The 26,601-nt window shown below is 68.0% G+C and carries 29 protein-coding genes; 10 read left to right on the plus strand and 19 right to left on the minus strand.

What is annotated here, in order from left to right; genetic code table 11:
• The 4 genes from DES47_RS08075 (at position 1) to DES47_RS08090 (ending at position 2,810) form a co-directional block, all read left to right on the plus strand.
• Complete coding sequence (locus DES47_RS08075; protein WP_243748212.1) at positions 1 to 804, plus strand: amidohydrolase family protein; 804 nt, start codon at positions 1 to 3, stop codon at positions 802 to 804.
• A 61-nt stretch (positions 805 to 865) separates the two neighbouring features.
• Entirely contained in the window at positions 866 to 1,855 is a 990-nt protein-coding gene (locus DES47_RS08080) for a Bug family tripartite tricarboxylate transporter substrate binding protein (protein ID WP_133700170.1), read from the plus strand.
• A gap of 99 nt (positions 1,856 to 1,954) precedes the next feature.
• Positions 1,955 to 2,308, plus strand: a complete 354-nt coding sequence (locus DES47_RS08085; protein ID WP_133700171.1) for a DUF1428 domain-containing protein — start codon at positions 1,955 to 1,957, stop codon at positions 2,306 to 2,308.
• Positions 2,309 to 2,330: 22 nt separating this feature from the next.
• Positions 2,331 to 2,810, plus strand: coding sequence for a VOC family protein (locus DES47_RS08090; protein WP_133700172.1), 480 nt, complete (start codon positions 2,331 to 2,333; stop codon positions 2,808 to 2,810).
• A gap of 10 nt (positions 2,811 to 2,820) precedes the next feature.
• Here DES47_RS08090 and DES47_RS08095 read toward each other — a convergent pair whose 3' ends face one another.
• Together DES47_RS08095 and DES47_RS08100 are read right to left on the minus strand one after the other, a co-directional pair.
• A complete protein-coding gene (locus DES47_RS08095; protein ID WP_166651907.1) occupies positions 2,821 to 5,178 on the minus strand; it encodes an FtsX-like permease family protein in 2,358 nt (785 codons plus the stop codon).
• The gene (locus DES47_RS08100; protein ID WP_133700174.1) at positions 5,171 to 5,878 is read right to left on the minus strand and encodes an ABC transporter ATP-binding protein; all 708 of its coding nucleotides are present in this window, start codon (positions 5,876 to 5,878) and stop codon (positions 5,171 to 5,173) included. The genes DES47_RS08095 and DES47_RS08100 overlap by 8 nt, the downstream gene beginning before the upstream one ends.
• Positions 5,879 to 6,040: 162 nt before the next feature.
• Here DES47_RS08100 and DES47_RS08105 point away from each other — a divergent pair, with 162 nt between their 5' ends.
• Genes DES47_RS08105 through DES47_RS08115 form a run of 3 tightly spaced genes read left to right on the plus strand, consistent with a single transcriptional unit; the run spans position 6,041 to position 8,446 of the window.
• Positions 6,041 to 6,628, plus strand: coding sequence for a hypothetical protein (locus tag DES47_RS08105; RefSeq protein ID WP_133700175.1), 588 nt, complete (start codon positions 6,041 to 6,043; stop codon positions 6,626 to 6,628).
• Between the two features lie 47 nt (positions 6,629 to 6,675).
• Positions 6,676 to 7,707, plus strand: a complete 1,032-nt coding sequence (locus DES47_RS08110; RefSeq protein WP_243748260.1) for a sensor histidine kinase — start codon at positions 6,676 to 6,678, stop codon at positions 7,705 to 7,707.
• Positions 7,700 to 8,446, plus strand: coding sequence for a LytR/AlgR family response regulator transcription factor (locus tag DES47_RS08115; RefSeq protein WP_166651908.1), 747 nt, complete (start codon positions 7,700 to 7,702; stop codon positions 8,444 to 8,446). Before DES47_RS08110 ends, DES47_RS08115 begins: the two co-directional genes overlap by 8 nt.
• Here the strand turns inward: DES47_RS08115 and DES47_RS08120 are convergent.
• The 3 genes from DES47_RS08120 to DES47_RS08130 form a co-directional block, all read right to left on the minus strand.
• Positions 8,403 to 8,753 carry a cupin domain-containing protein gene (locus DES47_RS08120; RefSeq protein WP_133700178.1) on the minus strand — a complete coding sequence of 117 codons (351 nt, stop codon included), beginning with the start codon at positions 8,751 to 8,753 and terminating at the stop codon, positions 8,403 to 8,405. The two genes, DES47_RS08115 and DES47_RS08120, sit on opposite strands and share 44 nt — an antisense overlap.
• 110 nt (positions 8,754 to 8,863) lie before the next feature.
• Positions 8,864 to 11,536 carry a helix-turn-helix transcriptional regulator gene (locus tag DES47_RS08125; RefSeq protein WP_133700179.1) on the minus strand — a complete coding sequence of 891 codons (2,673 nt, stop codon included), beginning with the start codon at positions 11,534 to 11,536 and terminating at the stop codon, positions 8,864 to 8,866.
• Positions 11,537 to 11,567: 31 nt separating this feature from the next.
• Positions 11,568 to 12,197 (minus strand): TetR/AcrR family transcriptional regulator, encoded by a 630-nt coding sequence (locus DES47_RS08130; protein ID WP_133700180.1) that lies wholly within the window; start codon positions 12,195 to 12,197, stop codon positions 11,568 to 11,570.
• A 54-nt stretch (positions 12,198 to 12,251) separates the two neighbouring features.
• Between DES47_RS08130 and DES47_RS08135 the strand changes: the two genes are divergently transcribed.
• Positions 12,252 to 12,710 (plus strand): VOC family protein, encoded by a 459-nt coding sequence (locus DES47_RS08135; protein WP_133700181.1) that lies wholly within the window; start codon positions 12,252 to 12,254, stop codon positions 12,708 to 12,710.
• Between the two features lie 7 nt (positions 12,711 to 12,717).
• Here DES47_RS08135 and DES47_RS08140 read toward each other — a convergent pair whose 3' ends face one another.
• The 10 genes from DES47_RS08140 to DES47_RS08185 form a co-directional block, all read right to left on the minus strand.
• Positions 12,718 to 13,284 (minus strand): YceI family protein, encoded by a 567-nt coding sequence (locus tag DES47_RS08140; RefSeq protein ID WP_133700182.1) that lies wholly within the window; start codon positions 13,282 to 13,284, stop codon positions 12,718 to 12,720.
• A gap of 100 nt (positions 13,285 to 13,384) precedes the next feature.
• Positions 13,385 to 13,777, minus strand: coding sequence for a DUF1801 domain-containing protein (locus DES47_RS08145; protein WP_133700183.1), 393 nt, complete (start codon positions 13,775 to 13,777; stop codon positions 13,385 to 13,387).
• A 17-nt stretch (positions 13,778 to 13,794) separates the two neighbouring features.
• A complete protein-coding gene (locus DES47_RS08150; protein ID WP_133700184.1) occupies positions 13,795 to 14,184 on the minus strand; it encodes a GFA family protein in 390 nt (129 codons plus the stop codon).
• A gap of 9 nt (positions 14,185 to 14,193) precedes the next feature.
• The gene (locus tag DES47_RS08155; RefSeq protein ID WP_133700185.1) at positions 14,194 to 14,556 is read right to left on the minus strand and encodes a DUF1801 domain-containing protein; all 363 of its coding nucleotides are present in this window, start codon (positions 14,554 to 14,556) and stop codon (positions 14,194 to 14,196) included.
• Between the two features lie 2 nt (positions 14,557 to 14,558).
• Complete coding sequence (locus DES47_RS08160; RefSeq protein ID WP_133700186.1) at positions 14,559 to 15,080, minus strand: GNAT family N-acetyltransferase; 522 nt, start codon at positions 15,078 to 15,080, stop codon at positions 14,559 to 14,561.
• Positions 15,081 to 15,115: 35 nt separating this feature from the next.
• A complete protein-coding gene (locus DES47_RS08165; protein WP_133700781.1) occupies positions 15,116 to 16,240 on the minus strand; it encodes a sterol desaturase family protein in 1,125 nt (374 codons plus the stop codon).
• A 13-nt stretch (positions 16,241 to 16,253) separates the two neighbouring features.
• Complete coding sequence (locus DES47_RS08170) at positions 16,254 to 18,143, minus strand: MFS transporter (RefSeq protein WP_243748213.1); 1,890 nt, start codon at positions 18,141 to 18,143, stop codon at positions 16,254 to 16,256.
• A gap of 24 nt (positions 18,144 to 18,167) precedes the next feature.
• Positions 18,168 to 18,941 carry a DUF2145 domain-containing protein gene (locus DES47_RS08175; protein ID WP_166651909.1) on the minus strand — a complete coding sequence of 258 codons (774 nt, stop codon included), beginning with the start codon at positions 18,939 to 18,941 and terminating at the stop codon, positions 18,168 to 18,170.
• The gene (locus tag DES47_RS08180; RefSeq protein WP_133700188.1) at positions 18,938 to 19,360 is read right to left on the minus strand and encodes a hypothetical protein; all 423 of its coding nucleotides are present in this window, start codon (positions 19,358 to 19,360) and stop codon (positions 18,938 to 18,940) included. The genes DES47_RS08175 and DES47_RS08180 overlap by 4 nt, the downstream gene beginning before the upstream one ends.
• The gene (locus DES47_RS08185) at positions 19,357 to 19,827 is read right to left on the minus strand and encodes a YiaA/YiaB family inner membrane protein (RefSeq protein WP_133700189.1); all 471 of its coding nucleotides are present in this window, start codon (positions 19,825 to 19,827) and stop codon (positions 19,357 to 19,359) included. The genes DES47_RS08180 and DES47_RS08185 overlap by 4 nt, the downstream gene beginning before the upstream one ends.
• A gap of 146 nt (positions 19,828 to 19,973) precedes the next feature.
• Here DES47_RS08185 and DES47_RS08190 point away from each other — a divergent pair, with 146 nt between their 5' ends.
• Positions 19,974 to 20,714, plus strand: a complete 741-nt coding sequence (locus DES47_RS08190; RefSeq protein WP_133700190.1) for a helix-turn-helix domain-containing protein — start codon at positions 19,974 to 19,976, stop codon at positions 20,712 to 20,714.
• Here the strand turns inward: DES47_RS08190 and DES47_RS08195 are convergent.
• Both DES47_RS08195 and DES47_RS08200 read right to left on the minus strand, forming a co-directional pair.
• On the minus strand, positions 20,711 to 22,741 hold the full coding sequence (locus tag DES47_RS08195; protein WP_133700191.1) for a diguanylate cyclase domain-containing protein: 2,031 nt from the start codon (positions 22,739 to 22,741) through the stop codon (positions 20,711 to 20,713). The genes DES47_RS08190 and DES47_RS08195 overlap by 4 nt on opposite strands.
• Before the next feature lie 2 nt (positions 22,742 to 22,743).
• A complete protein-coding gene (locus DES47_RS08200) occupies positions 22,744 to 23,226 on the minus strand; it encodes a GFA family protein (RefSeq protein WP_133700192.1) in 483 nt (160 codons plus the stop codon).
• Positions 23,227 to 23,339: 113 nt separating this feature from the next.
• Here DES47_RS08200 and DES47_RS08205 point away from each other — a divergent pair, with 113 nt between their 5' ends.
• Complete coding sequence (locus DES47_RS08205; RefSeq protein ID WP_425057416.1) at positions 23,340 to 24,803, plus strand: sensor domain-containing diguanylate cyclase; 1,464 nt, start codon at positions 23,340 to 23,342, stop codon at positions 24,801 to 24,803.
• Positions 24,804 to 24,810: 7 nt separating this feature from the next.
• On the opposite strand, the gene DES47_RS28665 is transcribed toward DES47_RS08205, so the two are convergent.
• Complete coding sequence (locus DES47_RS28665; protein WP_166651910.1) at positions 24,811 to 24,966, minus strand: hypothetical protein; 156 nt, start codon at positions 24,964 to 24,966, stop codon at positions 24,811 to 24,813.
• A 112-nt stretch (positions 24,967 to 25,078) separates the two neighbouring features.
• Complete coding sequence (amaB, locus tag DES47_RS08210) at positions 25,079 to 26,587, minus strand: L-piperidine-6-carboxylate dehydrogenase (RefSeq protein WP_133700194.1); 1,509 nt, start codon at positions 26,585 to 26,587, stop codon at positions 25,079 to 25,081.
• Positions 26,588 to 26,601 lie beyond the last annotated feature (14 nt).

Below are 26,601 nucleotides of genomic sequence, written 5' to 3' on the forward strand. Positions count from 1 at the left end.
GTGAGCACTTCACCCGGCGGCTGGGACTGCCACGTCCATATCTTTGATGCGGCGGCACCGGTGCTGGCCGGTCACTACCGGCCTGCGACGCGGACCCTGGCCGAGATCGAGGCCCGTGCGACAGCCGAGGACGTGAGCCGCCTGGTGCTGGTGCAGCCCAGCGTCTATGGTCGCGACAACGCGCTGCTGCTGCGGGCGCTGCAGGCCGGCGCCGGTCGCCACCGAGGCGTGGCCGTGGTCGCGGCCGAGGTGAGCGATGCCGAGCTGGATGTGCTGCATGCCGCCGGCGTGCGCGGTATCCGCTTCAACCAGGTATCGCCGGTCGGCTCGTCGCAGCCCCCGGCCGATGTGTTGCGCCGGCTGGCACCAAAGCTGCGCGAGCGCGGCTGGCATGCGCAGTGGTATGTGCGCCGCAGCGATCTGCCGGCGCTGCTGCCGCTGCAGCGCGAGACCGGCCTGGTGTTTGTGCTCGACCATCTCGCCGGCATCGAGGCCGGCACTGCAGCGGACGACCCGGCCTGGGGCGCGCTCGCTGCCCTGGCGGGCGGTGGCGCCTGGGTCAAGCTGTCGGGCTGGTACCGGCTGAACAGCAGCGCCCCCTTTGACACGATGCACGCGCCGCTGCAGCGCGTTGCCAGGCTGTTCGGCGGCGCCATGGTCTGGGGCTCGGACTGGCCTCACACCAGCCTGGACCCCGCCATCGATCTGCCCTATGCGACCACCTGGCAGCCGGTGCGCGCGGTGCTGTCGGGAGCGCAGGCCGATGCCGTGCGGCTCCGCAACCCGCTGCAACTGTACGGTTGACCTCGTCACGCCCCCTTCGGCCATACTGGCCGGGCCCTCCCATCCTCAGGAAACAATCATCATGAAGCACCTTCATCTGACACGCCGCGATGCCCTCAGCCTGGCCAGCGCCGCCACCGCGGCGGCCCTGCTCCCGGCCGTGGCCCGTGCCCAGGCTGCCTGGCCCAGCAAGTCGGTGCGCTTCGTCGTGCCCTTCGCACCGGGCGGCAGCTCCGAGATCGTGGCCCGTGCCACCGCGGCGGAGCTGGGCAAGCTGCTGGGCCAGAGCGTGTTCGTGGACAACAAGCCCGGCGCGGCCGGCAATGTGGCGATGGGCGAGGTGGCCCGCGCGGAGGACCAGCACACGGTGATCCTGGGCCATATCGGCACCCTGGCCGTCAACCCCTTCATCTTCGACAAGCTGCCCTATGACGCCAAGGCCTTCCGGCCGATCTCGCTGCTGTCCAAGGTGCCAAGCCTCTATGTCGTGCGTCCCGACCTGCCGGTGAAGAATCTGAAGGAGTTCATCGCGCTGGCCAAGTCCAAGCCCGGCCAGCTGAACTACGGCTCGGCCGGCAATGGCAGCGCCGGTCACCTGGCCTTCGAGTACCTGAAGATGGAAAGCGGCATCTTCGTGCTGCATGTGCCCTACCGCGGCACCGGCCCGCAGCTGACCGATCTGATGGGCGGGCGTCTCGACGCCGCCGCCGTCGGCGCCCCGGCGGTGATGCAGTTCATCAAGACCGGCAAGCTGCGCTGCATCGCCACCGGCACCACGCAGCGCCTGGCCCAGCTGCCCGATGTGCCCACGGTGGCCGAGCAGGGTTTCCCGGGCTTCGAGATGACCCAGTGGTACGGCCTGCTCGCGCCTGCCTCGCTGCCTCAGGCCCATGCCGACAAGCTGGCCCTGGCCACCGCCCGTGCGATCAAGGAGCCCTCGGCGGTGAAGCTGCTGGAGAGCGAGGCAGCCATCGTCGTCGGCAGCACCGCAGCTGAGTTCGCCCGCTTCATCGAGCAGGAGCAGCAACGCTGGAAGCCGGTGATCGCGCGGGCCAAGATCAAGCCGGATTGATTCTTTCCGGCGGGCTGTCGATTTCGTCCTGCCTCGTTCGTCGTGTGTCCGCAGGCATGCTGTTTGCCGCGCTGTGCAACCCGTTCAAAGGAGACCGCAATGAGCTATGTCGATGGATTCGTGGCCGCCGTACCGACCGCCAACAAGGAGGCCTACCGCGCGCATGCCGCGCTGATGGCGCCGCTGTTCAAGGAGCATGGCGCCCTGACGGTAGTCGAATGCTGGGGCGACGATGTACCCGAGGGCAAGCTGACCTCTTTCACGATGGCCGTCAAGCGCGAGGACAACGAGGCGGTGGTGTTCTCGTGGATCACCTGGCCCTCGCGCCAGGTGCGTGACGCGGGCTGGGAAAAGGTCATGGCCGATCCGCGCATGCAGTCGGGGGAGAACCCCTTGCCTTTCGACGGCAAGCGCCTGATCTACGGCGGCTTCGAGATGATGATGAGCGTCTGACCTCGACCAGCAGGAGACGAAGATGCAACTCAAGATCACCCCCTTTCTCTGGTACGCCACCGAGGCCGAGGCCGCCGCGGCGTTCTACGTATCGATATTCCCGAACTCACGCATCGTCCGCGTCACCAGCATGCCCAGCGAGTCGCCCAGCGGCCCACCGGGCTCGGTCAAGCTGGTGGATTTCGAGCTGTTCGGTCAGCCCTTCACGGCGATGACGGCGGGCCCACTGGACCCGTTCAACCACGCGATCTCGTTCTCGGTCAGCTGCGCCGACCAGGCCGAGCTTGACCGCTACTGGAACGCGCTGCTCGACGGCGGCAGCACCGAGGCCTGCGGCTGGCTGAAGGACCGCTACGGCCTGAGCTGGCAGATCGTCCCGGCGGTGCTGGCCGAGATGATGGCCGAACCCGACCGGGTCAAGGCCAAGCGCGCGGCCGACGCGATGCTGCAGATGATCAAGATCGACATCGCGGCCTTGCAGGCGGCCTACGAGGGCGCTTGAAACGACAGCCTCACTCGTAGCTCAGGGCCTGCGCCGCGGATATCCGCGAGGCATTGCGTGCCGGCCAGGCGCAGGCCAGTAGCGAAACCAGCAGCATGATCGCCAGCCAGCCCAGCGCGGTGGCGGCAGATGGAATCACCTGCGCCGGCACCGCGAACATGATGCGGCCGAAGGCCTCGGCCAGCAGCAGGCTCATGGTTGCCGACAGCGGCAGCGACAGCGCCCAGGCCAGCACCACGATGACCAACCCCTCGGTCTGCACCAGCAGCTGTATCGTGCGGCCGGGGGCACCGATCGCACGCAGCACGCCGATCTCGCGGGTGCGCTCCAGCACGCCCATGCCCATCGTCGAGGCCAGACCCATGCCGCCGACGACGATCATCACCCAGGCCATGGCGCCCAGAAAGTCGACGACCATCAGCAGATGGTCCTCGACGATGCGCCGGCCCTCGCTCTGCAGCTGGCTGCTCGCCACCGGCATGCCAGCCTCGGCCAGCGCGGCGCGCAGGCGCTGGATCGCGTCGAGCTGGGCGGCGGCGCTGCGCGAACCCGTGCGCACCACCAGGCTGGTCGCGAGCGCCTCGCCACCGACCGCGGCCCGCGCGGCATAGGCCAGGGGCTGCAGACCGGCATCGACACTGCCGACGATGCGCCAGGTCTGCCTGCGCCCGTCCATCGTCAATGCCAGCTCAGCTCCCACCGCGAGCTCGCGATGTTGCTTGAGCCAGGCGCCGTTCACGACCAGGCCCATGCGGTCGTTCTCGGTCAGCCAACGTCCCGCCAGCAGGCGGGGCCGCAGCATCACTGACGCGGGCGGCAGGCCCAGCACGGCGAAGCCGTCATCCAGCCCGTCGGCCTGCACCCGCGTAGCCCGCTGGCCGCGCCAGGCCTCGGCGGCAGCTATGCCATCAACAGCCAGCGCCGCGGCCTCGAGCGCCGCAGCCGGCTGCGGCTCGGCCAGGCGCAGCGAGACGTCATGGCGCTGGTCGGCATAGAGCAGGTCGACCGAGGCGCTGACCGCGCCGCGCAGATTGGCCGCGCCCAGATAGACCGCGCCCCCGACCGCCAGGGCCAGCAGCGTCAGCACCATGCGCTGGCGGCGCCGGAAGGCATTGCCTATGGCCATCAGCAGCGGCCGGCTCAGGCCGCCGACCGGCCAGCGTCGGGTCGTGGCCAGCGCCTGGCCGCTGGTGACGATGCCGATGTCGCGCAGCGCCGCGCCGACCGAGATGCGGCAGGCGCGCCGCACCGGCAGCGCCGCGGCCGCCACCGGCAGCAGGCAGCCCACCGGCAGTTGCAGCGCGATTGCCCACCAGGGAATGGCGTGGCCGGCGATGGGGAAATTCAGTAGATCGGCCTTGAAGCCGGCGTACTGGCGGCCGATGGCGATGGCCGCCGGCAGCGCGATCAGCGATGCCGCCACACCGAGCAGCAGCGCCTGGCTCAGGTACAGCGCCATGATCTGCCGCGGCCCGGCGCCCAGCACCTTGAGGATGCCGATCTCGCGTGACTGGCCGGCCAGCATGGCGTTGATCAGATTGACGACCAGGAAGGCGCAGACCAGCAGGGCCAGCAGGCCGAAGGCGCCCTGCGTCATCAGCAGCGAGTCCATTTGCGCGGCATGGATGTGCTGGCCCGGCTCGGGCACGTCGACGGCCGTCACGCGCGCGCCGCTGCGTTCGATCACCGTCTTGACCGCGGCGGCGATGCGGCGCACGGCGGCCCGGTCCGGCGCGGCATCGCGGACGCGGAACTGCAGCTCGTTGAAGGCCGCCGGCGCACCCAGGCGGGCCAGCGTTGCCGGCGTCGCGTAGCCATAGACCAGATGTTCCATCCAGCCCGGGGCCAGGCTGACGTCGCGCACCACGCCGCCCAGCGCCAGCGGCTGGGCTTCGCCCTGGCCCAGCTTCAGCAGCGCCGGCTCGCCGACGCTGGCGCCGGAGAACTCCAACGACGAGCGCTCGATCAGCCACTCGCCGTCGCGCGGCGGCCAGCTGCCGCTGTCCGGGTGCAGACGGCCCAAGCCGGGGTCGGCGAAGTCATCGACTGCATAGAGCATGGCATTGCGCCAGCCGCCGCCGCTCTGCACCGCGGCGCGCACGGCCAGCCGGGCGCGCACGGCGGCCAGCTCGGGCATGGCCCGCAGCTGCTGCAGCAGGGCCGCATCGACCCGGTCCACGCTCAGCGTGGCCGAGGCCGGCAGGCTGCTGCGGTAGCCCAGCTCGGTGGCGCGTTGCGTCAGGGCCCACGTGTTGAGAATCGCCCCGGCGCCGGTCAGGCCAATGGCAACCGCCGCGACGACCAGCAGGCTGCGGGCGCGATGCTGGCCGAGATCGCGCAGCAGTTTCAGGTAACGCGTATCAAGCATGGAGCAGGGCCTCGGCGGGTGCGGTGACCACACGGCCATCGACCAGCTGAATGCTGCGCATCGCGCGCTGCATCGCATGGCGCTCATGGGTGACCATGACCACGGTCAGGCCCTCGTCGCGCACCAGCTCGGCCAGCACCTGCAGCAGGGCCTCGGCATTGCGCGAGTCGAGGTTGCCGGTCGGCTCGTCGGCCAGCAGTATGGGCGGGTCGTTGGCCAGCGCGCGGGCCACGGCCACGCGCTGCTGCTGGCCCCCGGACAGCGCGGTCGGGAACTTGTCGGCCTGGTCGGCCACACCCAGGCGCTCCAGCAGGCGCAGCGCGCGGCCACGGCGCTCGGCCGCGGGGCCATGCCTGCATAGGTCCATCGGCAGCATCACGTTCTCGGCCGCGGTCAGGGTAGGCAGCAGCTGGAAGAACTGGAACACGATGCCGATGCCGCGCCCGCGCCAGGCCGACAGTGCGCGCTCCGACAGGCTGTGCAGGGCCTGGCCGGCGACGATGACCTCGCCGCTGTCGGGCCGGTCGATGCCGGCGAGCAGATTCAGCAGCGTGGACTTGCCGCTGCCCGACTGGCCGACGATGGCGACGAACTCACCGCGTGCGATCTCGAAGCTGACGTCGCTGAGCGCCCTGAACTGGCCGCCGGCGCCGGGGTAGGACTTGCTGACGCTATGCAATCGAATGACGGGGGTTGTCACGGGTGTTTTCCTGCGGTGCTTCGATGGTTGGAACTTTAGGGCGCAAGGCCACAGTGCGGGCGACCGTTCACCGGCCTCAATCGGCAGTTCGGCGAAAGCCGGGCCACGGGCCGCGCCAGTGGCGGCATGCTGAAGTCATCGCATCTTCAGCCTGGAGTCGCCATGAAACGCGCAATCAATTTGTTGGCCCTGGTCCTGCTTCTGGCGGCCCCACCCCTCACGCAGGCACAGCAGGGCCTGCCCGCCACCGCGGCGCCTAAGGAAGCCGCCCAGTTCGACTTCCTGATCGGGCAGTGGGAGGTCGAGCTGAGCCCCAAGGTCAATGGCCTGGCGGCGATGATCCATGGCACGCCGCGTTTGCAGGGCAGCTGGAAAGCCTGGCGTGCCTTCGACGGCTACGGCATTGACGACGAGCTGCGCGTGTTCGATGGCTCCGGCAACCCGGTCTCCCTGAGCCATGCACAGCGCATCTACGACGGCAAGACCCAGCGCTGGCTGATCAACAGCCTCGACGTCTATCGCGCCCGCTTCAGCGCCGCCAGCGCGCAGTGGCAGAACGGCGAGATGCGCCTCAACGGCACCGGCAGCACGAACGAGGGCAAACCGATGCTGACGCGCAGCCGCTTCTACGAGATCACGCCGGAGCGCTTTCGCATGCAGCAGGACCGCTCGCTCGACAACGGTGCCAGCTGGGACGAGGCGGTGCTGACGATCACCGCCAAGCGCATTGCCGCCAAGGCGCCCCGCTGAGTGGGGGGCACAATCGGCGCCACATCAACGCAACGGGATTGAACGAAGTGCCACGCGCCTGGGTCTGGATTCCGTTGCTGATCGGCTGGTTACCGGTCTGGGTGCTGTTCACCGTGCTGTTCATGTCGGTGCACCAGGAGCCCTGGCAGCGCGCGGCGCCACTGGCCCTGCGCCAGATGCTCACTGCAGCACTGCTGGGCCTGCTCGTGCACCGGCTGACCGCGCGCCTGCCCTGGCCGCACCCGTTCCGGCTGCGCTTTGTCGCCGTCCATGCCCTGTGCGCCGTGGGCTACGCGGTTGCCTGGCTGCTGTTCAACGGCCTGATCGACAGCATCAGGCATGGGCGGCCGGTGCTCTATCTGGGGCCGGGCGCCGTGCCCTATCTGGCCACCGGCGTCTGGTTCTATGTGATGATCGCCGGCGTCGGCTATGCCAACCGCACGGCCGAACGCGCCGCGCAGATCGCCATGCTGGAAGCACGCAGCCAGCTCGCCGCGCTGCGCATGCAGCTGCAGCCGCACTTCCTGTTCAACGCGCTGCACACGGTGGTGCAGCTGATCCCTATCGACCCGCGCGGCGCCGTGCGTGCCACCGAGCAACTGGCCGGCCTGCTGCGCACGACAATCGAAGAACAGCGCGACCTCGTGCCGCTGCAGGCCGAGTGGGCCTTTGTGCAGCGCTATCTGGCGATCGAGGGCATACGCTTTGGCGAGCGGTTGGTGGTGTGCAGCGATATCGAGGCCGCCGCCCTGGGCTGCAAGCTGCCCTCGTTTGCGCTGCAGACCCTGGTCGAGAACGCCGTGCGTCATGCGGCGGCGCCCTCGATCGAGCCGACCACCCTGCAGATCGCCGCCAGGCTCGATGGCGGGCAGCTGTGCCTGTCGGTGACCGACGATGGCCCGGGCGCGGACCTGGCACAGCTCGAGCGCGGCGCAGGCACCGGCCTGCGCCGCCTGCGCGAACGCCTGGCCTGGCTGTATGGCGGCAGCGCCCGCCTGCAGTTCGGGCGCGGCTCGCCCCATGGCCTGACGGTGGAACTGAGCCTGCCGCAGCTGCATGATGGCGATGACGATGAGTGAGTGCGCCCGCGTCTCGGCCCTGATCGTTGATGACGAGCCGGTTGCCCGCGCCGGCCTGCGCCATATGTTGGCCGAGGCGGATTGGCTGGTCTGCATTGGAGAGGCCGGCAATGGTCTGGCGGCCGTCGAGATGATCAACCGCCTGCGGCCGGAGCTGGTGTTCCTGGACATCCAGATGCCCGGCCTGCTGGGCACCGAGCTGCTGGCCCATCTGCAGCACCGCCCCTTGGTGGTGTTCACCACCGCCCATGCCGAGCATGCGGTGGCGGCGTTCGAGATCGGTGCGCTGGACTACCTGCTCAAGCCCTTCGGCCCGGAGCGCCTGGCGGCAACGCTGGATCGCGTGCGCGCCGTCGTCGGCGAACCGCTGGCACCGGCGCTGGAGCGTTTCGGCGAGGCGCTGGGGCCGGGACCCATCAGCCGGCTGTTCGTGCGCAGTGGGCGCGCCATCGTGCCGGTGCCGGTGGACGGCATTGCCTGGATCGAGGCGGTCGGCGACTATCTGGCCCTGCATGTCGGCGCGGCCACCCACCTGCTGAGCCTGTCGCTGAACCGTCTGGAGGCTCGGCTGGACCCGCAGCGCTTTGTGCGCATCCACCGTACCCATATCGTCAATCTCGATCATGTCACCGCATTCAGGCGCCAGGACGGCGGCGGGCTGGCGGCCGAGCTGCGCGATGGCACGGTGCTCGCCGTCAGTCGCAGCAAGGCGCAGGAGCTGCGCAACTGGGCGCGCTGATCTCGACCACGCGCAGCGGCGTGGCACCACAGTTGCACAGCTGATGCCGGGCCCGGGCCGGCACATGCAGGGTGCAGGGGGCGTGGAATTCCTGCGGTTCCCCGTCCAGCCGCTGCTTGCCGCTGCCGGCCTGCACCAGCAGCACGCGCTCTGCGGCGTGTACCCTGACGTCGGAGCTGGCCCAGGCATCGAGTTCGATCAGACGCACCTCGAAGCCGGCGCAGCCCAGGTTCGGGCCGGCCACGCATTGGCTGTGCCAGCCGCGGTGCAGCTCCACGGGCAGGACGGCATGATTGACGATCAGCATGGCGGATGTTCGGGGTGTTGGTGCCCGCAGTCTGCGCATTGCTTGACGCTGCCACATCGCCCGAAAGAACCATGCGGCGCCATTCCAAGGGGTGATCCCTGGTGGCAACCCTAGGTCGTCGTGCCTGGCTGCTGCCGGGCGTGCAGCCAGGCAGCAGCCTGGCCGCGTGAGGACAGGCCCAGCTTGTCGAAGATATTGGCCACATGGCGCTTCACCGTGTGCGGGCTCAAGTCGAAGGCACGGGCGATCAGCTTGTTGCTGTCGCCGGCGGCGATGCGCTGCAGCACCTCCAGCTCCCTTGTGCTCAGCGCCTGGGCCGCACCCTGGGTCTGCGCCTGGCTCCCCGGCGGCGTGGTGGCGCGCAGCGCGGCGGTCAGCTCGGCCCAGGTGCGCAGCTGCGCTGCATCGCCCGCCGGCAGGGCACCCTGCCAGTCCTGCTCGGCCAGGCGGGCCAGCACCTGCGGCCCGGCCATCAGCACGCCGCCGCATTCGCCGCTGCCGCGCACCCGCTCGAATACCGGCGCCAGGTGTTGCGCTGCGTCGGCCCGCCCGGCCGGGCCGACCGATTGCAGCAGCGCATCGGCCAGTCGGAGGCGTGTTTCCAGCCCCTGGCCGAACACATCGATATGCTCCTCATGGTTCAGCGCCCGGCGCCAGTGCGTGCAGGCCTGCTCCAGCCGCCCCTCGGCCATGGCCAGGTGGGCGGGCAGCGTCATCCGCTGATCGACGTCGACGGCCCACTCCGAGGGCGGATAGCTCGCGCGCAGCACGACGGCCAGGCGCTGCAGGGTGGCGCTGTCTTCGGCAACCACGGCCACGCGGATGGCATGGAACAGAACGAACGCGAGTTGCTGCGGGCGCTTGTGCTCCGCCTGGCCGGCGCTCATCTGGACGATCAGGCCGGCCATGCAGGCGCTGGCCGCCTCGCGCCGGCCACGCACCGCATGCACCGTGGCCATCAGCATGCTGACCATGGCCTGCACATTGGCTGGACGGCCCAGCCAGCGGCAATGCGCTTCGGCCAGTTCGGCCGAGGCCTCGGCCGCCGTCACGTCTCCGGCCCAGAGCTGCAGCCAGCCGTTGATCATCACATTCACCGCGCCCAGGGCGGTGGTCGAGTCGGGCAGGCGTGCGGCCACGCCATCGACATAGCGCTGCAGCGGCGCTCGCATGCCCAGGGCGCCCACGAAGGTGGGCAGTGGTGAGCACTCATACCATCGCGCCAGGCTTGGCAGCTGCTCCAGGCCCTCGACGATTTCGCGCCACAGCGGGGCGAAGCGATGGCGCTGGCCGTCGCCAAGCGCATGCCAGCAGGCGGCCAGCTGTGCGCGGCAACGGGTCTCGGTGTCGATGGGCTGCCTGATCAGGGCCTCGTAGGCCGCCCGGGATGCTTGCTCGTCGCCCAGGCCGCTGAGCGCGATCGCGTGATACGACAGCGCACGCAGCTCCAGATTGCGTTCGCCGCGCCGGGCAAAGCCCTGCACGGCCCGTTGCGTGGCCTCGCACATCGTGGGCCAGTCCCAACGCGCCCAGCCGACCAGGCCGCGCACCAGCTGCAGCAGCGGCGCCTGGTCGCGAAACTCGGCCGGAAACTGGTCGACAAAGCGCTGCACGGTGGACACGGCCCCCGCCGTCAGCAGCTCGGCGCCGACCTCGCCCAGCACCTGCTCGGCCTCATCCCAGGCGCCGGCACGCAGCAGATAACCGATGCGGCGGGCGGGGTCGTCGTCGCTGCGCGCGGCGCGCTTGAGCAACTCGACCAGCTCGCCCGGGCGCTCGCGGCGCAGGCGATCGTCCAGGCAGTCGCGGAAGAGGTCGTGCAGGCTCAAGGTCCGGCCGCTCTCACCGTCCTCATCCAGCACGGTGACGAACAGGCCGCGCCGCTCGACCTCCTCCAGCAGCAGCGCCGCCTGGGCATCGCCCGAGACGGCGGCGCAGCGTGCCGGCGTGAGCTCGGGCAGCACCGAGCAGCGCAGCAGGAACAGGCGCAGCGCCTCGGGCATGTCGTCCAGCACCTCGGACGCCATGTAGTCGAACATATGGCGGGTGGTCAAGGTGGCGCCGCCGCCGCGCTGGCGTGCGCTCAGCGCCAGGCTCAGGCCGGCGGCCCAGCCCTGGGTGCGCTGCAGCAGGCTGTCGGTCTCGGTGGTCTGGTGGCCCGCAAAGGCGACCAGGTGCTCAACCTCGCCATGGTCGAAGCGCAAGTCCTCCTGGCGGAACTCGGCCAGCTCGCCGGCCGCCCGCCACTTGGCCAGCGGCAGCGGCGGGTCGACCCGGCTGGAGATCACCAGACCCCAGTGCGGTGGCAGGCGTGCGATCAAGAGCCCCAGCCAATCGAACACGGCCGGGTCCTCGATGCGGTGGGCATCGTCGATGATGATCAGGCCGCGGGCCACCTCGGTGGCATCCAGCGCATTCAGCAGCTCCGAGGCCAGGGCCTGGCGCGCCGCGCGGCTGCCATCCTGCATGGCCACCATCGCCTCGGGCGAGCTGCGCCAGGGCAGGTCGAAAGGGTCCAGCGCGGCCACCAGGCAGGCCGCCAGGCGATTCAGGTCGTCATCGGCATCGGCCGCCACCCAGGCCAGGGCGGTGCTGGCGGGCAGGTTTGCGATCTGCTGCGTCAGCGCCGCGGTCTTGCCAAAACCGGCCGGCGCCGAAAGCAGCACCAGGCGGCAGCTGGCCAGCGCCGCGGCCAGGGGCTGGTCCAGCCGGCTGCGCGCGATCAGCCCCGGCCGTGGGCGGGGCGGCTGGATCTTGACGCGGGCAAAGGTCGAGGTCTGCATCGGCGGGCTGCTGTTTTCAAGCAGTTTAAGTTCAACCGGCGATGCGCAGGCCGGCCAGCGCCTGCGTCAGCAACTGCTTGACAAAGGCGGCGTCCAGCGGCGCGTGGCCCAGCAGCAGGCGGAAGAACAGCGGGCCGTAGAGCAGGTCCAGGGTCACGTCCAGGTCCAGACCCTCGCGCAGCTCGCCCCGCTGCAGCGCCTCCTGAAGCAAGACCCGGCCCTCCTCACGCCGCGCCAGCACGAAATGGTTGCGGAAGGCCTTGGACAGCTCGGTGTTCGGGTCCGAGGCGGCAATCATGCTGGCCACGCTGCGGCCCCTGGGGCTGCCGAAGGTGTCGGCAATGCCCTGCATCTGCTGGGCCAACGCGGCCTGCAAGGTGCGCGTGCGCTTCGAGGTGGGCAGTGCCGCGGCAGGGTGCTGGGCCTCCATCAACGCCGCCATGGCCACCGCATGGCGGTCGGGCCACCAGCGATAGACCGTTGGCTTGCCGACACCGGCGCGTGCCGCCACCGCCTCCATCGTCACGCCGGACGGGCCCAGCTGGTCCATCAGCTCGCGGGCGGCCTTCAGGATGGCATCGCGCGAGGCCAGACTGCGCGGGCGGCCGCGGGCTCGGGGCCTGGCCTCCTCCGCATCAGCGGGCTTGACGGTCGTTGTCATTTATGGAACGATACGTAACGTAATTCATATTCCACAGTTTACCAAGGAGCGAACATGACAGCTGCCCGCACAGTGCCCTCCGGTTGCCTGAAGCCCTATCTGGTCGTGGCCGACGCCGCCCGCGCTATTCGCTTCTACGTACAGGCCTTCGGCGCCACCGAGTCCTTCCGCCTGGCCGAGCCGAGCGGCAAGATCGGCCATGCCGAGCTGCGCATAGGCGACAGCGAGTTCATGCTGGCCGACGAATACCCCGACTTCGGCGCGCTGGGGCCGGTGAGCGTCGGCGGCACACCGGTGGCCATCCATCTGTATGTGGCCGATGCCGACGCGACGATGGCCCGTGCCGAGGCACTGGGCGCCACCACGCTTCGCGCCGCCAAGGACGAGTTCTACGGCGACCGCTGCGGCATGCTGACCGACCCTTTCGGCCACCGCTGGCATATCGCCACCCGGCTGCAGGAGGTGACTCCCGAGGAGATGCAGCGGCGCTGGAGCGAGGCGCTGGCGGGCTGAGTGTCCATCACTTCTCGGCCACGGCCTCGACCTGTATACGCAGATCCACGTCCATCTTGAAGCCGTAGTCCTTGCCCGCAGCGAGGCCGAATTCGTCGCGCCTGAAGCTGCCGGCCGCATCAGCGCCGCAGAGCTCGCGCTTGTGCAGCGGGTGCGGGATGCACTTGAGCGAGTGGATCGTCAGCGTCACCGGCCGGGTGACGCCGTGCAGCGTCAGCTCGCCCACCAGCTGCGCCGGCAGCGCACCCTCGAAGCGCCCCTTGTAGGTCGCCCGGGGAAACTTCTTCACGTTGAAGAATTGCTCGCCGCGGCCCCAGGCGTTGAGCGCGTCGTGGCCGAAATCGATGCTGGCGAGGTCGATCGTGATGTCCACCGTGCCCGCGGCGGTGTCCTTGTCATAGACCACGCTGCCGCTGCTCTTGTTCATCTTGCCGCGCCAGACCGAGATGCCCATGTGGTCGGCCTCGAAGCTCGGGAAGGTGTGCTGCGGGTCGATCTTGTAGCTGACCGGCGCCGCCTGAACGGTTGCAGCTGCGATCAGAGAAGCAAGGGTGGAAAGGCTTTGGGATTTCATGCAGGCTCCAGAGGGGCGAAGAGCGCGATAGCCGCGCGTTGTCACGACGAACCATAGCCCGGGAAATCGACAGATCCGCCGATCTCTCGAAATGCCGGGCCTAGCGAGACGCCTTCGTTGGATCGCCGACGGCGAGATTCAGTCGCGCCGCCTCCTCGACGAGTTGCACGACGGTTTCGCGCAGCAGGGGCGTGTCCGGGCGCAGCTCCAAGGTGGCCAGCTCGTACTTGCCGCCCGGCTTCAACCGCGGCTCGATGTGCCACAGCCGCTTGCCACGGAAGAAGGCGAACAACACCCGCGTCGGTTCGGCGCGGATGATCAGCACCGGGCCGTTGTTGATATAGACCAGATGGCCCAACTTCAGCCGTTCCTGAAGCTCGGGCGCCGTGGCGTGCACGGTGTCGCGCAGCGCCTCGGCGAAGCTCTTCTGCCAGCCGGCGAGGCAGGCGATGTATTCGTCGGGCGTGGTGGCCGAGGTCAGTATCATGTTCATCGGACCGTCCTCTGCGCCTAGAACCAATAGTCGGCGACGCATCGGCCGTCGCGCGGCAGATCATCAAAGGTGTCCAGCCCGTCGAAATGGTCGATGGGTACCTGGGCAATGGGCCCAGGTTCGGTCAGCCGCAGATTGACGGCAATCCGTCGGCGCCCGTCCTCGCCCTGGGTCTGCGCCCGCCAGTGGGACACGCAGCCGCAGCTCGGGCAGAAGTGGAACTCGATCGTCTTGCCGCGCACATAGGCCCGGGTCGGCCCCGAGACATGGATGCCCTCGCCTTCGTAGTCATAGGCCCACAAGGTGCCGTAGCGGCGACAGACCGTGCAGTTGCAGGCCGTCGCCCCCTCAGGAATGCCCCTGAATGACCAGTTGACTGCGCCGCAGTGACAAGAGCCGTGGATCATTGAGATCTCCTAGCCAGAGTTTTTCGCCGCCTCCAGTGCGAGCGGCAGGTAGCGGGCAAGCTGCTTGGCTTCAATGTCGGGAGAAGTCAGCAGCTTGATGTGGCGACGGAATATTCCACCACCTTCGAGATGGCCGAATGGATCGTCGATCGCCGCCCCATGGCCGAACTCGACAGTGACATGCTCCTTGTAGACGAACACCCCGCAGAACTGAACGCCCGAGGCGAACAGGATGCCGCCGTACTTGACCTCTTCCGCAAAGGGCTTGAAGTGCTGCTTCACCAGGGCGCGGACGGCCGCGGCGATCTGGTAGCGCTCCTCGCTCAGGAGGCGGATGTCGGCGAGCAGGGTGTCGACGGATTTGGTCGGCATGTTCAGGTCTCCGCGTGTGCTTCAAAGTGCAAGAGGTCGAACCATGAGTCGCCAAGCTGAAAGCAGCGCCTGGAATACCCGAACTGGACGAAGCCATTGGCAACCAGCACCTTGATCGAAGCCGGATTTTCCGACCGGCAGGTGGCCTCTATCCGATGCAAGGAGAGCGCCGAAAATGCCTGCTCTTTTGCCAGGCGCACGGCCGCCTTGGCAAGGCCCCGCCCATTGTGGTCGGCGCCCACCCGATAGCCCAGTGACGCGCAGTGATAGTGCGCCCGCCTCACTTGCGTCAGATTGACGCGGGCGACAAGAACACCGTTGTCTCGCAGCAGATACTGATGGGCAAGGTCGCGCGCCGCATCTTGCAGCGCCGCCTCAATCGCAGCAGCAACGCCACCGGGTGCGTAGTAAGCAGCAGGTCGGGCGTTGATCCAGCTTTCAAAGAACGCGCGGTTGCGAAATTCGAAGTCGGTCAGTTCGTCAAGGTCGGTCGGGGCGACGGCGGAGAGACTCAGTGCGGGCATAGCACAGACTTCAGGTTGAAGCGGGGCCGTAGACATCAGCCCTTCCACGTGAACGGAAACAGCAGCTGTTTCCAGAACCCATTGGGCATGTAGTCTCCCACCACCCCGTACTGCTTGGGCCAGGCACGCTCCGCTTGCACAGCGGTGCCGAAGAGGTGGTCCAGGAAGGCGTAGTGGGCGGCGTAGTTCTTGTCGATCGCCTCGTCGTCCTGCGAGTGGTGCCAGTGGTGGAAGTTCGGGGTGACGATCACATAGCGCAGCGGCCCCAGGCGCACGCTGACGTTGGCGTGGTTGAACACCGCCTGGAAGCCGACGATGACGATATAGGTGTCAATCACTTCCTTGCTGAAGCCCAGCACGAAGATGGGTGCCAGCACCATGGTGCGTGTGATGATGACCTCCAGGATGTGCTGGCGCGAGCCTGCCAGCCAGTCCATGTGCTTGGCGCTGTGGTGCACCGCGTGCAGGCGCCACAGCAGGGGCACCTCGTGATAGGCGCGGTGGGTCCAGTACTGAACCAGGTCGGCGACCAGCACGATCAGGAGCACGGCGACGATGAAGGGCAGGTCGCGCACCCAGGCCTGGATGCCGTCCTTGGCCGCCCAACCGAACAGCTTGTGCACGAACAGATTGGTGGCCAGCAGCACGAAGCCGACGACCATGTGGTTGACGATGAAGTGGTGGAAGTCGGTCTGCCACTCGGGACGGAACACCGGCTGGTCGCGGCGCAGCGCGAACAGCTTTTCGATGAAGACGAAGATCAGCGTCGAGCCCAGCAGGTCGAGGATGAACCAGTCTAGGCCGATGTAGGGCGTGTTGTCCGGGAAGTCGTTGACCGGCACCTTGTGGCCGCCCAGCGCCAAGGTCAGGCCGATCAGGGCGAATGCGGCCGCCGACAGCCAGCGCATGCGGCCGAAGGCGATATTGAACAGCGCGATGCCGCCCGATACCACCAGCGACCAGTACATGAGGATGCGCAACACATCGACGTTATAGGACTTGCGCAGCTGCGGCGTGGTCAGGTACTCGGGGAAGTGAAAGGCCAGCACGCCCAGAAAGCAGAGTATGGCCAGTGTCAGCGCGATCACGCCCGAGACCAGGCCATGGCCGCGCTGCATCGCGCCATGGGACTCGGTCAGCTGGTTCAGTTTGTCCAACATCATGGGTCTCCGATCAATTCGCCAGCAGGCCGGCAACGCGTTCACGCAGCCCCGCCGGTGTGACCGCGGCCGCGTCCAGCGGCGCACCGGCGATCAGGCCGACCCGGCTCCAGACGCCGCGGCGGAAGGGCCGCACCATCGCCTGGCCCTCGTGCACGCGCGAGAAGAAGGAGCCCCAGAGGTTTTGCAGCGCCAGCGGCACCACGGGCACCGGATGGGTCTGCAGAATCTTCATCATGCCGCCCTTGAACTCGCCCAGGCTGCCATCGCGGGTGATGCCGCCCTCGGGGAAGATGCACAGCATCTCGCCGTCCTCCAGCACAGCGCGGGCCTCGGCGAAGGCCCGCTCGTAGGCGGCAGGGTCGTCCTTCTGCGGCGCGATCGGGATCGCCTTGCCGAGCTTGAACAGCCAGCCCAGCACCGGCAGCTGGAAGATGCGGTGGTCCATCAAAAAGCGTATCGGCCGCGGGCTGGCCGCCATCACCAGGATGGCGTCGATGAAGCTGACGTGGTTGCAGACCAGGATGGCCGGGCCCTGCAGCGGGATGTTCTCGTCGCCGCTGACCTTGAAGCGGTAGATGCAGCGCGAGGCGATGAAGGCGATGAAGCGCAGCAGGTACTCGGGCATCAGCAGGAAGATGTAGACGGCCACCAGCGCATTGGCGATGCCGGTGAACAGGAACACCTGGGGCACGCTGAAGCCCGCGCCGAGCAGGGCCCCGGCGAGCACGCTGCTGCCAATCATGAACAGCGCATTCAGGATGTTGTTGGCGGCGATGATGCGGGCGCGGTGCGTGGCCGGCGAGCGCAGCTGTATCAGCGCATACATGGGCACGCTGTACAGGCCGGCGAACAGCGACAGCAGGGCCAGGTCCGCCATCACCCGCCAGTGCGCCGGCTGGGCGATGAAGGCCGCGAGGCCCATCTGCGGCAGGGCCGGCAGGCCGCGTGCGGCAAAGTACAGATCGATGGCGAACACGCTCATGCCGATGGCGCCCAGCGGCACCAGGCCGATCTCGACATGGCGCTTGCTGAGCATCTCGCACAGCAGCGAGCCGGTGCCTATGCCCACCGAGAACACCACCAGCAGCAGCGAGGCGACCTGCTCGTCGCCATGCAGCACCTCCTTGGCGAAGGACGGAAATTGCGACAGGAACACGGCGCCGAAGAACCACATCCACGAGATTCCCAGCAGCGAGCGGAATACGACCAGATTGCCGTGCGCCAGCTTCAGATTGCGCCAGGTCTCGGTGATCGGGTTCCAGTTGATCTTGAGCGTCGGGTCGGTGGCCGGGGACTGCGGCACCAGTTGAGCGCTGACACGTCCCAGCACGGCCACGCCTATGCAGGCCACGGCCACCGCCTGGGCGCCGATGCCGGGCAGCGCGATCAGCAGCCCGCCGGCCACATTGCCCAGCAGGATGGCGACGAAGGTGCCCATCTCGACCATGCCGTTGCCGCCGGTCAGCTCGCGCTCGTTCAGATGCTGGGGCAGGTAGGCGAACTTGACCGGGCCGAACAGCGTCGAGTGCAGGCCCATCAGGAACACGCAGGCCAGCAGCAGATGCACCTGGGCCAGCACGAAGCCAACTGCCGCCAGGATCATGATGCCGATCTCCAGCGTCTTGACGAAGCGGATCAGGGTCGTCTTGTCGTACTTGTCGGCCAGCTGGCCGCTGGTGGCCGAGAAGAACAGAAAGGGCAGGATGAACAGCGCGCCTATCACCAGGCCGGCCAGCGCCGGCGGCAGCCAGGCCACCTGCAGCTGGTAGGTGACCAGCACGGTGAAAGCGAACTTGAACAGATTGTCATTGCCGGCGCCGAGGAACTGGGTCCAGAAAAACGGCGCGAAGCGGCGCTGCGACAGCAGGGCAAACTGGTTCGGATGGTCGTGTGCGCTCAAGATGTCTCCAGGATGTGCTTGGCTCTACCGTATCACCTGTGCCGGCTCGCCCAGGCCCGCACGGGGCAGCCAGGCGAACACCGAATCCACGGTGACGGTTTCTATCCGATCGGAAAAGCGCTTGGCGCTGGGATGGTCATCGAAGGCGATGTTAGCCGCCGTCACCCGCGCGCCCAGCCGCTTCATGGCCGAGATCTTCAGCGTGGTCGGCTGATAGTCCTTCAGCTTCAGCCAGGCCTGGGCCCGTTCGCGGCTGGTAGCGCCCGGGTCCTGCGCCATGGCCAGCGTTTCGATCGCCCATTGGTTCGATTGCTGGTAGGTCAAGGCCCAGGGATAGGCCAGCATGTTGTAGGCCGGTGTGTTCAGGCGCGCCACCTGGGCGTTGTCGCGCAGCAGCGGCAGCAGCCGGGCCTGCACGTCCGGCGCCAGCACCACCAGGCCGGCCTCGAAGTCGTACAGATCATCGAGAAAGAACTCCCCCAGGCCCTGGCGGTACAGCTCCGCGCGCGGCGTGCCGCATTGGTTGAGCTTGTGCATCACGCGCCACTGCGTGCCCTCGCGGTAGGCGAAGGCCAGATGCGAGTAGCGCAGGCCGTACTCGCTCAGATTCTGGCCCACGCGGGCCAGCATCACCACATTGGCGCCGCTGGCGTCGAGCTTGGCGGCGGTGTGCTCGGCCAGCGTCAGCGCGCGTTGCACCGAGTTCGCGCTGGGCGGCTTGGGCTCGCAGCTGCGGCCGGCATGGGCATTGAGGCACAGCGCCAGCAGCAGGGCGCCAAGCAGCGGGTGGCGTCTCACCGGGTGACCCGCTCGTTGTAGAGCAGGGCCTTGCCGATCTCGTTCGGGATGAAGGCCACCGCCGCACCGGCGGCCGACAGCAGGTAGCCGGTGCTCATGGCCGTGACCAGCACGGCCGTGCCCGCCACCATCGACACGCCACCGGCCAGCTGGCCACTGAGCTTGATCGAGGCACGGGCGCCGTCGGAGGCCCGCTCCAGCACGCAGACGGTGCCGGCGGCCGAGGCCTCGACGGCCACCACGGTGAGCATCGCGCCGGCCGACAGCAGCATCACCGGCGCGGCCACCGACACGGCGATCGGCAGGCCTGAGAGCACGCTGGCCTCCGACAGCTGGGCCAGCACCGGGGTCTGCAGACCGGCAAGACCTGCCACCAGGCCGGCGGTGATCAGGACACGGACGACTTTTGATGCTTTCATGAGGTGACTCCTTGTTCGTTGGATTCGGCGCGGCGGCTCATGCTGCCCTCGCGGCGCGCCTCGGCCAGATCGGCCTCGTGGGCGTCGCGCAGCGTCTTGGCCAGGGTGAACACGCTGGAGATCAGGAACAGCCAGCACACGCCCAGAAAGGCCTTGTAGGTCGGGTTCACCTCCATGCGCCACAGGCCCCAGGCTGTCAGCGCCATGGCCAGTGCGAAGCCGCCCCAGACGACCAGGCCCCACATCGGCGTGTCGGTCTTGCGGCTCTCGTTGTCGCGCACGAACTTGGCCAGCGCAAAGGCGGTGGACAGGCAGAACATATAGCCCATCACCATGAAGGCGCGGTCCAGGTCCTGTCCCGGCAGATAGGCCAGGCCGGTGCCGCACAGGGTGATGGCGGCGCCGAAGGAGATCCAGACCTGGGTTTTCCAGGCACGGGTGTCGCGGCGAATGAGATGGTGTTGCATGAGGTCCCCGAAGTCGTTGTGCGTTGATCTTGGGCGCTAGGTCGCGCACCTTCAACTCTGCCGTATCAGGTGGCCTCAGCGCCGACCGATGGTATCTTTCAGCGGTACTTTGACGCGCTTTTTGAAACCGATGAAACGCATGCGACATGAGCACAACACAAGATCTGGTGGCGGCACTCAAGGCTGAGCTGAAGGCGGCCGGCGTGACCTATGCCGATCTGGCCGAGGCGCTGGGCATGGCCGAATCCAGCATCAAGCGGATGTTCGCCAAGGGCGGTGACATGCCGCTGTCACGCATCGACGAGGTGCTGCGACTGCTGAAGATGGACTTTGCCGAGCTGGCACGCCAGGTGGCCGATGCCCAGCCGCTGCGCCGGGCCCTGACGGCCGAACAGGAGCAGGCCGTGGTGGCAGACCGCAGGCTGCTGCTGCTGGCGATCTGCTGCTTCAGCCAGTGGACTTTCGAGCAGATGACGTCGACCTACACCTTCACCGAGGCCGAATGCCTGCGCTATCTGCTGCAGCTGGACCGGCTGGGCATCATCGAGCTGAGGCCGCTGAACCGCTACCGGCTCAAGGTCGCCAAGGGCTTCCAGTGGCGGCCCAACGGGCCGGTGATGCAGTTCTTCCGCCAACATGTGGCCGATGACTATTTCAGCGGCGGCTTCGATGGCGAGGGCGAGACCTTGATGCTGGTCCATGGGCAGATCGGCAGGAGCCTGGCGGCCGGCTTCGTCGAACGGCTGCAGCGCGTGGGGCAGGACTTTGCCCAGCAGCATCTGGCCGACCAGAAGCTGCCGGCCGACCAGCGCCGGCCCTACACCCTGGTGGTGGCGATGCGCTCCTGGCTGTTCGCGGCCTTCCGTGACCTCAAGCGCCAGGCCTAAGTGAGCAGCGGGCTCACGCCACGCCAGACCCGCACCACATTGCGACCGGCCCGCTTGGCCTCATAGCAGGCGGCGTCGGCGGCGGCCAGTACGGCGGCCATATCGTTCAGACTGTCGTCGATCTCGACCACGCCTATGCTGGTGGTCACGCCCAGTGCCAGGTCTTGCCAATGCAGTTTGTGGGCCGCGACCATGGTGCGGATCTGCTCGGCCACCTGCTCTGCGGTGTCGCGGTCGCAGCGGCGCAGCAGTACGGCGAATTCGTCACCGCCGAGGCGGGCCACCGTGTCGTCTTCGCGCACGCGATGCAGCAGGATGGCGGCCACATCCTTAAGGATCGCATCGCCCGCCGCATGGCCGGCCGTGTCATTGACGGCCTTGAAGCCGTCCAGGTCGATGAACAGGGCCGAGCCGGTCTCGCTGCGGCGGCGCTCGTGGAGCTGCTGCTGCAACCGGGACTCAAATTCGCGCCGATTCACCAGATCGGTCAACGGGTCGTGGGTGGCCGTCCAGGACAGTTGCTCGCGCTGCTTGCGGAAGGCGGTGTGGTCCGAGACGATCCAGATCGTGCCGGCCAGCGGGTCACCGGCACTGACCGCCGCACCCTGCAGATAGCCCCAGAAGCGGCTGCCGTCGCGGCGCTGGAACTCGATCTCCTCGGTGTGCACCTTGCCGTCGAGAAATGCCTCTCCGGCGCGATGGACCAGGCCCCGGTAGGCCTCGTCCGAGGGGTAGAGCATGCCGTGCTCACGGCCCACCAGCTCGGCCGGGGTGAAGCCGAACAGCGAGGCATAGTGCTGGCCGACCAGCTCGAACTTGCGCCTGCGGGTGAAGCCAATGCCGATCGGCGCATTGACCATCACCGCCTGCATGCGCTCCAGCAGGTCATTGGCGACGCGCTGGCCGGCGGCCCGCTGCTCGATGACGTGCTGGAACACGGCCGCCAGCTGGCCGATCTCGCCCTCGCCGGTGGGCCAGGGCTGGTCGGGATGGGCGTTCTCGTCGAGCAGGCTCAGGGCGCGCCGCTCCAGCTGCTGCAGCGGCCGCAACACCCAGGCCATGGCCCAGAAGATCAGCAGCGCACCGGTCAGCGCCACGCCCAGGCCCAGCCAGGCCGCCTCGACCCGGGCCTTGGCGGGGCGACCCAGCAGGATCTCGGCCGAGGCGACGCGGAACACCATCCAGTCCGCACCGGGCACGGCGGCCATGGCCACGAACTGGTCACCGACGCGCCGTGCCGAGGCCTCGGGTTCCATCGGCCGACCGTCGGCGGCCCAGCCACGCGCGGCGGCGGCCAGCCGCGGTTCGGTCGCCACATCCTTCAACAGCCAACCCGGCTCGGGGTGGGCGATGATGCGTCCGCTGCCATCGGTGATCACCGTCAGGCTGGAGTCGTGTTCGTTGCCCGCCTGCTGCGTCAGGTCGGCCAGGAAATTGCTGGCGCCCAGGCGCAGCACTCCACCCAGCACGGCGACGATGCGGCCATCGGCGTCGCGCACCGGTGCGCTGAGGATGATCTCGGCCACATCGAAGCGCAGGCTATGCAACGGTTCGGAGACCAGCAGCCGGCCCTCGCTCAGCGTGCGGGCGAAGTAGTCGCGCTGCTTGATATTGACCTGCACGACACGCACATTGTCCTGGTCGGCCGAGGCGACGATGCTGCCATCCTCGGCGGCCAGAAATGTGCTGAAGAACAGACCCTGCAGCACTGCCTGGCTGGCCAGATAGGCCGACGCCGCCTCGAACTCGCCCGCGGCCTGCGGCCGGCCTTTGTGCGGCCATTGGGCGGCGGCCTTGGCCAGCGCGATCTGCCGCTCCACGACCCGGGCAGACAGGGTCCGGCTCATGATGCCCACGCCGAGGCCCGAATCGGTCAACGACTGCTCGGCGCGGTGCTGGGCATCGCGCAGCACCAGCACCACGGTGACGGCGATGCTGGCGCCTATGATCAACGCACTGGTCAGCGCCAGCTTGAGCTTCAGCGAGCCCAGGGCCAGTCTCGCGGAATCCAGCCAGGGGGATGCCATGTTCAGCCCAGCATGGCCCGCCTGCGTGCCAGGCTGTCCTCGGGCCAGAACTGCTTGCGGTCGTAGTACTCGGCCACGGCCGGGGTGTCCGGGTTCAGCTGCACCCAAGGCTGTTTGGACATCGTGAAGATGTGGATGTCGGGCGGCAACCGGTCGGGCTCGTCCAAGGTGCCAACACGCACAAAGCTGACCGCCTCACCGGCGCCGGCGTAATGGCTCCAGACGGCGATGCGGCACTGCGGGCAGCGCATGATGTCCTGACCCTTGCCGCTGTTGGACGGCGTGTGCACCCGCTCGGGCGTACCGCTGAGCAGTTCCACCCGCGCGGCTTCTATCATCGCGTTCAGCGCAAAGGCGCTGCCGCTCTCGCGCTGGCACCAGCGGCAATGGCAGCAGTGCACGAACAGCGGACGGCTCGTCAGGCGGTAGCGCAGGGCCCGGCAGGTGCAGCCGCCCTCCAGCGAATAGGCCGTTTCCGTCGTCATGGGCGCATCTCCATTGCTGGGGTGATGTTTCCGTCTATTTGCGTCGGCGTCAAGCCGGATTCGGCGCGCGGGCCCGATATAGTGCCGGGTCCGCAGCGCAAGGAATCATGCTCATGTCCAGCCCCACCCTACAGACCAGTGAGCTGATCGAGATGTTCGAGCTCGCGCCGGTGTCACTCTGGCTTGAGGACTACAGCGGCGTGCGCGGTCTGTTCGACCAATGGCGCGCGGCCGGTGTGACCGACCTGCGCGCCCATCTGCGCGCCGATCTGAGCCGGGTGCTGGACTGCACGACGCGCATCCAGGTGCTGAAGGTGAACCGGCGCACCTTGGAGCTCTATGGCGCCGAGTCCTTGGCACAGCTGGTCGAGAACATCCCGCGCGTGTTCCGCGACGACATGCTGGAACACCATATCGAGGACATGGCACAGCTGTGGGACGGCGCCACCCGCTATGCCAGCCAGACCGTCAACTACAAGCTCGGCGGCGAACGCCTGGACATCGCCTTGAACGCCACCGTCCTGCCCGGCCACGAGCAAGACTGGGGCCGCGTGCTGGTGTCGATCGAGGACATCACCGCGCGCATCCAGGCCCAGCGGGCCCAGGCGCTGAGCGAGCAATATGCGCGCGGGCTGTTCGAGCATTCGCCGGTGTCCTTGTGGGTGGAGGACTTCAGCGCCGTCAAGCGCCTGATCGACGAGGTGCGCGAGGCCGGCGTGACCGACTTTCGCACCTTCACCGACGTGCACCCCGAGTTTGTGCAGCGCTGCATGCGCGAGATCCGCGTCATCGACGTCAATCGCCAGACGCTGACGATGTTCGGTGCGCCCGACCGCCACACCTTGCTGAGCCGGCTGCACGATGTGTTCCGCGACGACATGGAGCGCCACTTCGCCGACGAGCTGGTCGACCTGTGGAACGGCAAGCTGTTCCAGCAGCGCGAGCTGGTGAACCATGCGCTGAATGGCGACGCGGTCAATGTCTATATGCAGTTCTCGGTGCTGCCCGGCCATGAGCGCGACTGGGACCTGGTGCTGGTCTCGCTGACCGACATCACCGCCCGCAAGAAGGCCGAGGCCTATCTGGAGTTCCTGGGCAAGCACGACTCGCTGACCAAGCTGCGCAACCGATCCTTCTTCGCCGACGAGCTGAATCGCCTGGAGCGCCGCGGCCCCTGGCCGGTGGCGGTGCTGATGCTGGACCTGAACGGCCTGAAGCTGGCCAATGACGGCGAGGGTCATGCCGCCGGCGACGCGTTGCTGCGCCGCGCCGGCGAGGTGCTGGCCAAGGCGGTGGACAAGAACATCTGCGCGGCCCGGGTCGGCGGCGATGAGTTTGCCGTGCTGCTGCCGGCCACCGATGCCCGCGGCGGCGAGCAGGTGATGGCCCGCATCCACGAACTGGCCGAGCTGAACAACCAGTTCTACGGCGGCTCGCGCCTGAGCTTTGCGATGGGCATGGCCCTGTGCCAGGGCGGCGAACGACTGGAGGCGGCCGTGCACCAGGCCGACCAGCAGATGTATCTCAGCAAGAAGGCGTTCTACGAAGCGGCGTCCATCGACCGCCGCCACGGCTGAGTTTGGCTCAGGCCAGCACGGTCACCATCGCCAGGAACGAGGTCACCGCCACGGCGGCGGCAAAGGTGCCGGCGTTCAGTGGCGGCATCGGCACGAATACATCCTGCTGCGCGCGCTGGCTGTAGAGAGGCTGCGGGGCTTGAGTGGGGCTGTTGACTTGCATGGCGAACTCCGGTTCCGAGTTGCCATCATCGAAGCCGCGTGTTTCAACGCGGCTTCGCCCAGATCAAGATTTGTTTCAGTCTGTAGCCCGGATTTCATCCGGGCTACACAACTCAAACGTCGAACTTCACGCCCTGAGCCAGCGGCAGCGAACGTGAGTAATTGACCGTGTTGGTCGCGCGGCGCATGTAATTGCGCCAGGCGTCCGAGCCCGATTCGCGGCCGCCGCCGGTTTCCTTCTCGCCACCGAAGGCGCCGCCGATCTCGGCGCCCGAGGTGCCGATATTGACGTTGGCAATGCCGCAGTCGGAACCCGAGGCGCTGAGGAAAGTCTCGGCCTCGCGCAGATCATTGGTGAAGATCGCCGACGACAGGCCCTGCGGCACGTCGTTCTGCATCGCGATCGCTTCGTCCAGGGTCTTGTAGCGCAGGGTGTACAGAATCGGCGCGAAGGTCTCCTGGCGCACCACCTGGGTCTGCGCGGGCATGCGCACCAGGGCCGGCACGGCATACCAGGCGTTCGGGTACTGCTCGGCCAGCGCACGGGTGCCGCCGCTGACCTCACCGCCCTCGGCGCGGGCCTGCTGCAGCGCCTGCTGCATGTGGTCGAACGAGGCCTTGTCGATCAGCGGGCCGACCAGGGTGCCGGCCTCCAGCGGGCTGCCTATCTTCAGACTGGCGCGGGCCCGGTCCAGGCGGGCGACCAGCTCGTCGTGGATGCTTTCATGGGCGATCAGCCGGCGCGTCGTCGTGCAGCGCTGGCCGGCCGTGCCATAGGCGCCGAACAGGATGCCGCGCACGGCCAGTTCCAGATCGGCCGACGGCGTGACGATGATGGCGTTGTTGCCGCCCAGCTCCAAGAGGCTGCGGCCGAAGCGTGCTGCGACCTTGGGGCCGACCGCGCGGCCCATGCGGGTGCTGCCGGTGGCCGACAGCAGGGCCACCTTGGGGTGCTCGACCAGGGCCTCGCCAACGGCCGCTCCGCCGTTCAGCACCTGGGACAGATGGGCCGGAGCATCGGCGCCATAGCGGGCCAGCGCGCGCTCGAACAGCGCCTGCGTGGCCAGTGCCGTCAGCGGTGTCTTTTCCGAAGGTTTCCAGACGCAGGCATTGCCGCAGACCAGGGCCAGGGCCGAGTTCCAGGCCCAGACGGCGACGGGGAAGTTGAAGGCGCTGATGATGCCCACCACGCCCAGCGGCAGCCATTGCTCCATCATGCGGTGGCCGGGGCGCTCGGAGGCAATCGTCAGGCCGCAGAGCTGGCGCGACAGGCCGACGGCGAAGTCGCAGATGTCAATCATCTCCTGCACCTCGCCGTCACCCTCGCTGGTGACCTTGCCGGCCTCCAGCGCGACCAACTGGCCAAGTTCACTCTTGTGCGCACGCAGCTCCTCACCGAACAGCCGCACCAGCTCGCCGCGCTTGGGTGCCGGCACATTGCGCCAGACCAGGAAGGCGGCGTGGCTGCGGGCAATCGCGGCCTGCATGTCGGCGACGGTGGCCTCGTGCACGGCGCCGATTTGGGCGCCATCGATCGGCGAGCGCACGGCCAGGGTGCCGCCGCTGCGGGCGGCTTCGCTGACGCCCAGGGCATTCAGCAGATCATTCACTTGTGTCGTCATTTTTTGCTTGCTCC

It is taken from the genome of Roseateles toxinivorans (genome assembly GCF_004362525.1).
GTDB classification, from domain to species: Bacteria; Pseudomonadota; Gammaproteobacteria; order Burkholderiales; family Burkholderiaceae_C; genus Paucibacter; species Paucibacter toxinivorans.